General features: G+C 39.9%; 7 protein-coding genes and 1 pseudogene. 7 read left to right on the forward strand and 1 reads right to left on the reverse strand.

Annotated features, from left to right (window positions below):
• Positions 1–62: 62 nt before the first annotated feature.
• From DWX32_RS06315 to DWX32_RS06345, 7 genes are all read left to right on the forward strand, one after another.
• Positions 63–737: an ABC transporter ATP-binding protein gene (locus tag DWX32_RS06315; protein ID WP_006426335.1), complete on the forward strand. Its 675-nt coding sequence runs from the start codon at positions 63–65 to the stop codon at positions 735–737.
• A complete protein-coding gene (locus DWX32_RS06320; RefSeq protein ID WP_118659421.1) occupies positions 734–3,163 on the forward strand; it encodes an ABC transporter permease in 2,430 nt (809 codons plus the stop codon). Before DWX32_RS06315 ends, DWX32_RS06320 begins: the two co-directional genes overlap by 4 nt.
• Before the next feature lie 374 nt (positions 3,164–3,537).
• Entirely contained in the window at positions 3,538–3,609 is a 72-nt protein-coding gene (locus DWX32_RS06325) for a hypothetical protein (protein WP_279220571.1), read from the forward strand.
• Between the two features lie 129 nt (positions 3,610–3,738).
• Complete coding sequence (locus DWX32_RS06330; protein ID WP_330421822.1) at positions 3,739–4,860, forward strand: ROK family transcriptional regulator; 1,122 nt, start codon at positions 3,739–3,741, stop codon at positions 4,858–4,860.
• A 396-nt stretch (positions 4,861–5,256) separates the two neighbouring features.
• A complete protein-coding gene (locus tag DWX32_RS06335; protein ID WP_055219656.1) occupies positions 5,257–6,285 on the forward strand; it encodes a zinc-dependent alcohol dehydrogenase in 1,029 nt (342 codons plus the stop codon).
• 9 nt (positions 6,286–6,294) lie between these two features.
• Complete coding sequence (locus DWX32_RS06340; protein ID WP_118659424.1) at positions 6,295–6,687, forward strand: VOC family protein; 393 nt, start codon at positions 6,295–6,297, stop codon at positions 6,685–6,687.
• Between the two features lie 18 nt (positions 6,688–6,705).
• The gene (locus tag DWX32_RS06345; protein WP_118594589.1) at positions 6,706–8,070 is read left to right on the forward strand and encodes an MFS transporter; all 1,365 of its coding nucleotides are present in this window, start codon (positions 6,706–6,708) and stop codon (positions 8,068–8,070) included.
• Between the two features lie 32 nt (positions 8,071–8,102).
• Here the strand turns inward: DWX32_RS06345 and DWX32_RS06350 are convergent.
• Positions 8,103–8,381: pseudogene (locus DWX32_RS06350) on the reverse strand (hypothetical protein); the annotation flags it as partial.

The raw sequence follows: 8,381 nt of genomic DNA on the forward strand, positions 1-8,381 counted from the left end.
AAACAGGCAAAGAAAGCGTGTTGAAAAGGTACGTTTTACAGAATTGAAAAGGAGGTAGCACATTGAGTGTGATATTAGAAACCAAGCAGCTTTGTAAGTTTTATGGCGCAGGTGAGAATCAGGTCAAAGCGGTCAATCAGGTGGACATTCAGATTGAGCAGGGAGAATTTGTCGCAATTGTTGGAAAGTCAGGTTCCGGTAAAAGTACATTACTTCATATGCTTGGAGGGCTAGACACCCCTACAAAAGGCAGTGTTACTTTAGCAGGGAAAGATTTATACAGGATGAAGGAAGATGCCCTTGCTGTTTTCCGCAGAAGAAAAATCGGATTTGTTTTTCAGGCATTTAATCTGGTTTCATCTGTTAATGTCTGGGAAAATATTGTACTGCCACTGGGGCTGGATGGAAGAAAAGTGGATGAAGCGTATGTAAATGATATTATTGCAACTCTGGGGATTGAAAACCGGATTTATAATCTGCCAAATCAGTTATCCGGAGGACAGCAGCAGAGAGTAGCAATTGCAAGAGCACTGGTGAATCGTCCGGAAATTATATTTGCAGATGAGCCGACAGGAAATCTTGATTCTAAGACCAGTGATGAGGTAATCGCTCTGCTTAAGATGACAGCAAAAAAATATGGACAGACAATTGTAATGATTACCCATGATGACGAAATTGCACAGGTCGCTGACCGTATTCTGGTGATTGAGGACGGACAGGTGGTGGATTTCAGATGAAGACAATAAGCAGGATTGCATATAGCAATGACAAAAAGAACAAGACAAGAAGTATACTGATTATGATGTCCATATGTCTGACTACGATGCTGCTTGTGATTATCAGTACTGTGGGAAATGGAATGATACGTTTGCAGAAAAGTCAGGCGGCAGGCTCATATGGAAGCAATTATGGTCTGTTTGTCGCAGCAGATGGTACGCAATTAAAAGAAGTGGAACGCAGAGCTGAGATATTTGATATCGGCATCATGTGTACGGAGGGCATCCTGAAAGGAAATGAAAATGGCGGGTTTGTCAGTGCGGATGAAACGGTCAGGAAAATGCTTCCCTATAATCAGGAATATGTGTTGAAGGAAGGTACCTATCCGGAAAAGGCGCAGGAAATTGCCGCAGGACGCGCTTTCTTTGATGCAGTGGGATACCATGACGTAAAGGTCGGAGACACCGTAACATTGGAGTACCGTTCCGGCATGCAGTCGGAATACGCACCGGTGGAATTTACTGTCAGCGGGATTTTATATGACCGGGATGAATATACCATCGAGGCTTCCTATGTTGTATTCGGTTCGCAGGATTTTTATAATGAGCGTGTTGCGGAGGGTGACAGGCAATATAATATCTATTTTACCTTGAGCGATTCTGCAAATGTATCTATGAATAATGTTGCGCCTGTTATAAAAGAAATCGCGGATTTCTGCGGCATTGACCAGAAAAACGTGATCATCAATGACCTCTACCTGCAGTGGGTATTGCAGCCGAGCTATGAAATGATTGTGGTTTGTGGAACCCTGATCCTCGGAATCGTGCTGTTTTCCGTTGTGGTCATTTATAATATCTTCCAGGTCGGGATCGCCCAGAAGGTTCAGGAGTACGGAAAAATCAAGGCGTTGGGTGCAACCAGAAAGCAGATGAAGCAGTTGATTTTTCGTGAGGGCATTCTTCTGGCGGTTCCTTCGATACCGCTGGGGCTGCTGTTTGGTTTCCTGATTGCAAAAGTCAGCTTCAACTGGCTGGTGGAGCAGGGAAATCTGGTATCGTCCGGAATCAAGAACCATCAGGTGCCTCTGTTTTCACTGACAATTATGCTCATCTGCATTTTTGTATCGTTTCTTACGGTCGTTTTGGCTCTGCGCAAACCCATGAAAATTGTTTCCCGGATTTCATCCATCGAAGCGACACGGTATCTTGACGGCTCCAAAACGCAAAAACAGGGCAGACGAAAAGGCAGAAAAGATGTCACCGTTTTCTCCATGGCAATGGCAAATGTGACAGGCAATCCGAAAAGAACCATTGCTACGATTCTTACCATGGGGCTTTCCTGTGTATTGTTTGTAATTATCTCTAATTATGTTGGAAATATTGACACGGAGCACGAGGCGCGGATTGCAATCAACCATGGACAATTTGAGTTGCAGCTGGATTATTCCCAGAATTATGATGAAGCCTATTCGGAGAATAATCTGGACACAATCCTACAGAACAACCCACTGAATGATTCAATGATTGAAGAAATCAAAAGCATTCCAGGAGTGACAGATGTCATGACGAGAGAGATTGTCTCTGTAAATCTGAACGGAACAAGATTTCCGGCTGATATTGTGAGTAAAAATGATTTTGATTTTATGCGCCAAGACGGGGATATTGGCTCTATGGACTATGATCAGGCGGTAAAGAATGGTGAAATTTTCTTTGGCTGGTCGGCGTGGATGGAACAAGATGGATATGCTCCGGGTGAATCTATTGTATTTGACTTTGAGAATGGAAGTGAAACCTATACCTATCAGGGAAAGATTGCAGGATCCTTTGTAAGTGCGGACACTTATCTTGTCATTCCGGAAGGTGTATACCGTTCCATGAATCCGAGGGGAACAGCCTATGGCTATCTGTGGGTGGACTGTGATAAAAAAGATGTTGCATCTGTGGAACAGAGTCTGAATACTTTGATTTCTAATACTTCGCATATAAAAATGGATACCTATCATGCACAGTTACAATCTGCAGAATACGCAAGCCGTATGATGAAGCTTGGCTGCTATCTGTTCATGGCAATTGTCGGTCTCATTGGGTTTATGAATCTGGCAAACACCATGATCATCAATATCATCACGAAGAAGCAGGAATACGGTGTGCTGCAAGCGGTAGGCATGACCAATAAGCAGTTGAATCTGAGCTTACAAATACAGGGCTTGATTTTTACGGTTGGCACCATCTGCGTCGCACTTGCTGCCGGTCTGCCCCTTGGCTATGCACTGTTTTCCTATGCGAAGCATAATGGGATTTTTGGAATGAACGTTTATCACGTTCCTCTTATCCCGATTCTTGTTATGATTCTTCTGGTTGGTATTCTACAAATTGTGCTTTCCTGTGTTTTAAGCAGTAATCTGAAAAAGGAAACGCTGGTAGAAAGAATAAGGTATCAGGGATAGCAAGTAATATGTAATGAACTAGGTCTTAATGAAGAGGAGAAATAGATAACTTCCATTTTGTATGTATGATAAATCTAAACAGTATTTTAGCAACATTTCCTGAGTGGGGACAGAAAGTGCCCCCACTTTCACGATTTGGGGGCGAAAAGCACCACCATATATCATAAATGATGGGTTCAAGGGAAAAATCCCTTATAAGTTTTTTGAAAACTGTCGTTTGGTAAAATCTATTCCATTTTTAAAAGCCTTGCGATAAAATATGTTCTGTGAGACGGTAGTTCTTTTGTCCCAACAAAAGCCAGATGACACGATAGAGATCGACTTAGATTTAGAAGTTGGATGCAATCAGTGCTGAGTTGAAAGCTCGTGATCAGATGGAATGGGTCAGATTGGTAAATGGTATTCGTAATATGGCAGAAGAACTTGTGCTAAAAGAATTGGTGTAGATCTAAAGCGTGGAAAACTCCTTCGGGAGCTTTTGGCTGTTTATAAGATAAATTCTGTCGGAGATTTATTATAAAACATTACTTTACAAGAAGAATAAAAAAGCATATAATTCTTTTATAATATATTTAATAAAAGAGGGTAAGAAAACGGAAAATAAAGATAAAAAAAATACAACAAGAAAAAAAATAATTAATTATGTGCTAAACAAGCATGTTACATCCAAGGCGGAAATCGCAAAAGAGTTAAACTTGAGTATGCCGACTGTGTTAGCAAATGTGAATGACTTATTAGAAAAAATGGTGTTGGAAGAAACTGGGGAATATGCTTCGACCGGTGGACGAAAGGCAAAAAGTATAGGGATTAATAAGTCATACTGTCATGCAATGGGAATTTTGATTACAGCGAATCATATAGAAATGGTATTAGTAAATCTTGGAGATGAGATTATAAAAAAAGATCGCATCCGTTTAAAATTTACGGCAGAATTATTCTATTGTACAGAGGTGGCACAAAAGGTCAAAACTTTTCTTGAAGGCGAATTAGCGAAGGACACGCTACTTGGGATTGGAGTGGCGATTCCAGGAATTATTGATCAGAAAGAACGGATCGTTTTAAAATCCCATGCTTTAGGTATAGAGAATTATAGTCTGCGCTTTTTAGAGCAGGCTTTGGAAATTCCAGTATATTTTGAAAACGATGCTAATGCTGCAATGCTTGCAGAAAAAAAGCAAAAGTATCGAAATGCGATATATCTGTCTTTGAACCACACTTTAGGAGGTGCATTCTGCATAGATGGAAAGCTGTTTCGAGGGCAGAACCAGAAAGCAGGGGAGTTTGGTCACATGATACTCGTTCCCGGTGGAAGAAAGTGTTATTGTGGTAAATCAGGATGTGCAGATGCATATTGTGCAGCAAGTGTACTGACACAAGATAACAGGCAGTCACTGGATGCATTTATGGAAAAAATTGAAAGTGGTGATGAAAAAAATTTGCAGACATGGAATGAGTATTTGGATCATCTTGCTGTTTTGATATCAAATCTGCGGATGGCATATGATATGGACATCATACTAGGAGGTGATGTGGGAGGCGTATTGTCAGATTATATGATACCACTGGGAGAAAAAGTGATGGCATATAATGGCTTTGAGCATGATGTTTCATACTTGAAAAATTGTTCGTATAAGAAAGAAGCGTCGGCTGTTGGAGCCGCGAAATACTTTTTTACAAAACATATGGTAGAATTGTAATTTTTTTGAACGCAGATAAGCAGTCCACCGCATCTGGTGCGTAGGGAATTAAGCGTTGGGTAAGGGGATGTTTAGTCTGTTGGAGTTAAAAACTCCCACTGACAGGTTGCAAAGCGAATGCGATGTCCGATTTATATGTGTGAAAAACGAGAAGTTGTGTAAAATTAGAAAAAGATATTATAGTAAAAAACGGAAAGAAAACAGTAACTACGGTTTCCTTTCCGTTTTTTTGCATGTTAATTGTGAAAAATATACAAAAAATATATTTTGAAATTATGAAATATATAAAAATATGAAAAAACATATTGACAAATTGTGTTTATAGGACAATAATATAATTACTTTAATAAAACGTTTTATAAAACGTATAATAATATAAAAAAGGAGGAAACAACTATGTTACAGCAGGTAATGACAAATCCAGGAGAAATTATTTTCAGAGAGGTTCCGGTTCCGGAGGTAAAGGAAAATCAGGTGTTGGTAAAGATTATGAATATTGGTGTTTGTGGATCAGATATTCATGTTTATCATGGAAAACATCCGTTTACAAAATATCCGGTAACACAGGGACATGAGGTTTCTGGTGAGATTACAGAACTTGGAAAAAATATCACCGAGTTTCATGTGGGACAGAAGGTGACGATAGAGCCGCAGGTATATTGTGGACATTGCTATCCATGTCGTCATGGAAAGTATAATCTCTGTGAGGAATTAAAAGTAATGGGATTTCAGACGACAGGAACAGCATCTGAGTATTTTGCAGTGGATGCATCTAAAGTAACACCTATTCCGGAAGATATGTCCTATGAAGAAGGAGCTATGATCGAACCTCTTGCTGTGGCAGTTCATGGTGTAAAACAGATGGGCGATGTGGCTGGCATGAATATTGCAGTCCTTGGAGCAGGACCGATCGGAAATCTCGTGGCACAGACAGCAAAAGGAATGGGAGCAGCGAAAGTGATGATCACAGATATCAGTGATCTTAGATTGGCGAAGGCAAAAGAATGTGGAATTGATGTGTGTGTGAATACCAAAAATAAAGACTTCGGTGAGGCGATGATCGAAGCATTTGGACCGGATAAGGCAGATGTGATCTACGACTGTGCCGGAAACAATATCACAATGGGACAGGCAATTAAATATGCAAGAAAAGGAAGCACGATCGTACTGGTGGCTGTTTTTGCAGGAATGGCAGAAGTAGATCTTGCAGTGGCAAATGACCACGAACTTGACATTAAGAGCACGATGATGTACCGCCATGATGATTACATAGATGGAATCAGACTGGTAAATGAGGGCAAAGTTCATTTGAAACCGCTCATCTCAAAGACATTTGCTTTTAAAGATTATCTGAAGGCATACCAGTATATTGATGATAACCGCGAGACAACGATGAAAGTAATTATCAACGTCAGTGAAAAGTAAGGAGTTCGTATGGAAAATAAATATGGAATTGTCGGAATTGCCCATGTCGGGCTTCCGACAAACGATTTACAGAAAACAGTTGAGTTTTATAAGAGTCTTGGATTTGAAGTAATTATGCAGTCTTATAATGAAAAAGCAGGGGAAAAAGTGGCATTTTTACAGATAAAAAATTACTGCATAGAGGCTTTTGAAAATGGGAAGGCGGAAATGTCAGACGGTGCATACCAACATGTTGCACTTGATGTGGAAGACATTGAAAGTATGTATCAGAAAATCTGCAATGAAAAATACACAGTTATTACAGACGGAATCGAAGAACTGCCATTTTGGGAAAATGGTGTGAAGTTTTTTATGATTAAGGGACCAAATGAGGAAAGAATAGAGTTCTGTCAGAAACTCTGATAAAAATAGGAGAGACATATGGGAAGCGAAAACAAAAATGGAAAAGTACCGCTGATCAGTAAGATTGCATATGGGTTTGGTGATGTTGGATGTAATTTCAGCTGGATGTTCGTCAGTAATTTTCTGATGATATTTTATACAGACGTGTTCGGAATCAGTATGGCGGCTGTGTCAGCACTGATGCTTTTTTCAAGATTCTGGGATGCAATCAATGATCCAATCGTCGGGGGACTTACGGATAAAACAAAATCGAGATGGGGACGGTACCGTCCATGGCTGTTAGTAGCGGCACCAATTACAGCAATTCTTCTTGTCATGACATTCTGGGCAAGACCTGACTGGCCGCAGAATGGAAAGATCATTTATATGGTAAGTACATATTGTCTGCTGGTTTTGGGGTATACCTGTGTGAATATTCCATATGGAACCTTGTGTGGTGCTATGACACAGGATATTGATGAACGTGCAAAAATAAATACATCCCGTTCGGTTGCAGCGATGATTGCAATTGGTGTGTTAAATATTATCACAGTTCCGCTGCTCAGCAAATTCGGCAGTCACAGTGCAAAGACAGGATATCTGACGGTTGCGGTCATATATGGATGTATTTTTACAGCCTGTCATTTCTTCTGCTTTGCGAAGACGAAAGAGGCAGTGATCACTCCGGAAAAAGAAAAAATTTCTGTAAAGGTTCAGTTGAAAGCAGTCATGCAGAACAGACCATATCTTCTTGCATTGGTAGGACAGATATTATTTGGATTTACATTATATGGTAGAAACGCAGATATTCTGTATTATTTTACATATGTGGAAGGCAATGCCTCCTACTACACAACTTATTCGATGTGCATCATTATTCCTTCTATCATCGGGGCAGCCTGTTTTCAACCAGTATTCCGCAAGTTGAATAACAAAGGAAGAACAGCATCTCTCTTTGCTTTATTTACAGGAATTTCCATGTTGTCTATGTTTTTCTTCAATGCCAAAGAATCACCAGCTATTTTTTATGCATTATCTGGTCTCACACAGTTTTTTTTCTCTGGATTTAATACCGCAATCTATGCAATTATTCCAGACTGTGTGGAATATGGGGAGTGGAAAACCGGACTTAGAAATGATGGTTTTCAGTATGCATTTATTTCACTTGGAAATAAAATCGGAATGGCAGTTGGAACAGCACTTTTAGCAGGATTACTTGGAAAATATGGTTATATTGCAAATCAGACACAAAATGCAATTGTGCTTTCAATTATGAAACATGCATTTACGACGATTCCAGGTGCACTTTGGATTGTGACTGCGGTTGTATTATTTTTCTACCGGTTAAATAAAAAACGTTATAACGAGATTGTGGAGGAACTGAAAAATGGAAGAAAAAGTTAACATCGTGGCATTGGAAGAATTGCTGATTGATTTTACGGAAGCAGGACACAGCCAGGATGGGAGGAAATTAAAATACCGATACCAATAGAAATTTTAAAATCGGATACAATCTGAATGGCGTTTGCTTTTCTTCCGCCGGTGGATGCAAAAAAGCCGTTTTTTTCTATCAGACCTTCCTGCTCCAGAAGGTTGAGGTTCTGGCTGACTGTGGATAAACCCATCTGCAGTTCCTGAACGATCTGCTGCTTGGAGGAGAGTATGAAACTTTTTCTGTAAAATAATGTTTGGAAGGTTCTTCTATGATACAATAA

Origin of the sequence: Blautia sp. AF19-13LB (assembly GCF_003479105.1) — a bacterium.
GTDB classification, from domain to species: Bacteria; Bacillota; Clostridia; order Lachnospirales; family Lachnospiraceae; genus Fusicatenibacter; species Fusicatenibacter saccharivorans.

Coding starts and splice junctions, on each gene's coding strand:
- DWX32_RS06320 (WP_118659421.1), top strand. CDS start 734: ATGAAGACAATAAGCAGGATTGCATATAGCAATGACAAAAAGAACAAG.
- DWX32_RS06345 (WP_118594589.1), top strand. CDS start 6,706: ATGGGAAGCGAAAACAAAAATGGAAAAGTACCGCTGATCAGTAAGATT.
- DWX32_RS06340 (WP_118659424.1), top strand. CDS start 6,295: ATGGAAAATAAATATGGAATTGTCGGAATTGCCCATGTCGGGCTTCCG.
- DWX32_RS06335 (WP_055219656.1), top strand. CDS start 5,257: ATGTTACAGCAGGTAATGACAAATCCAGGAGAAATTATTTTCAGAGAG.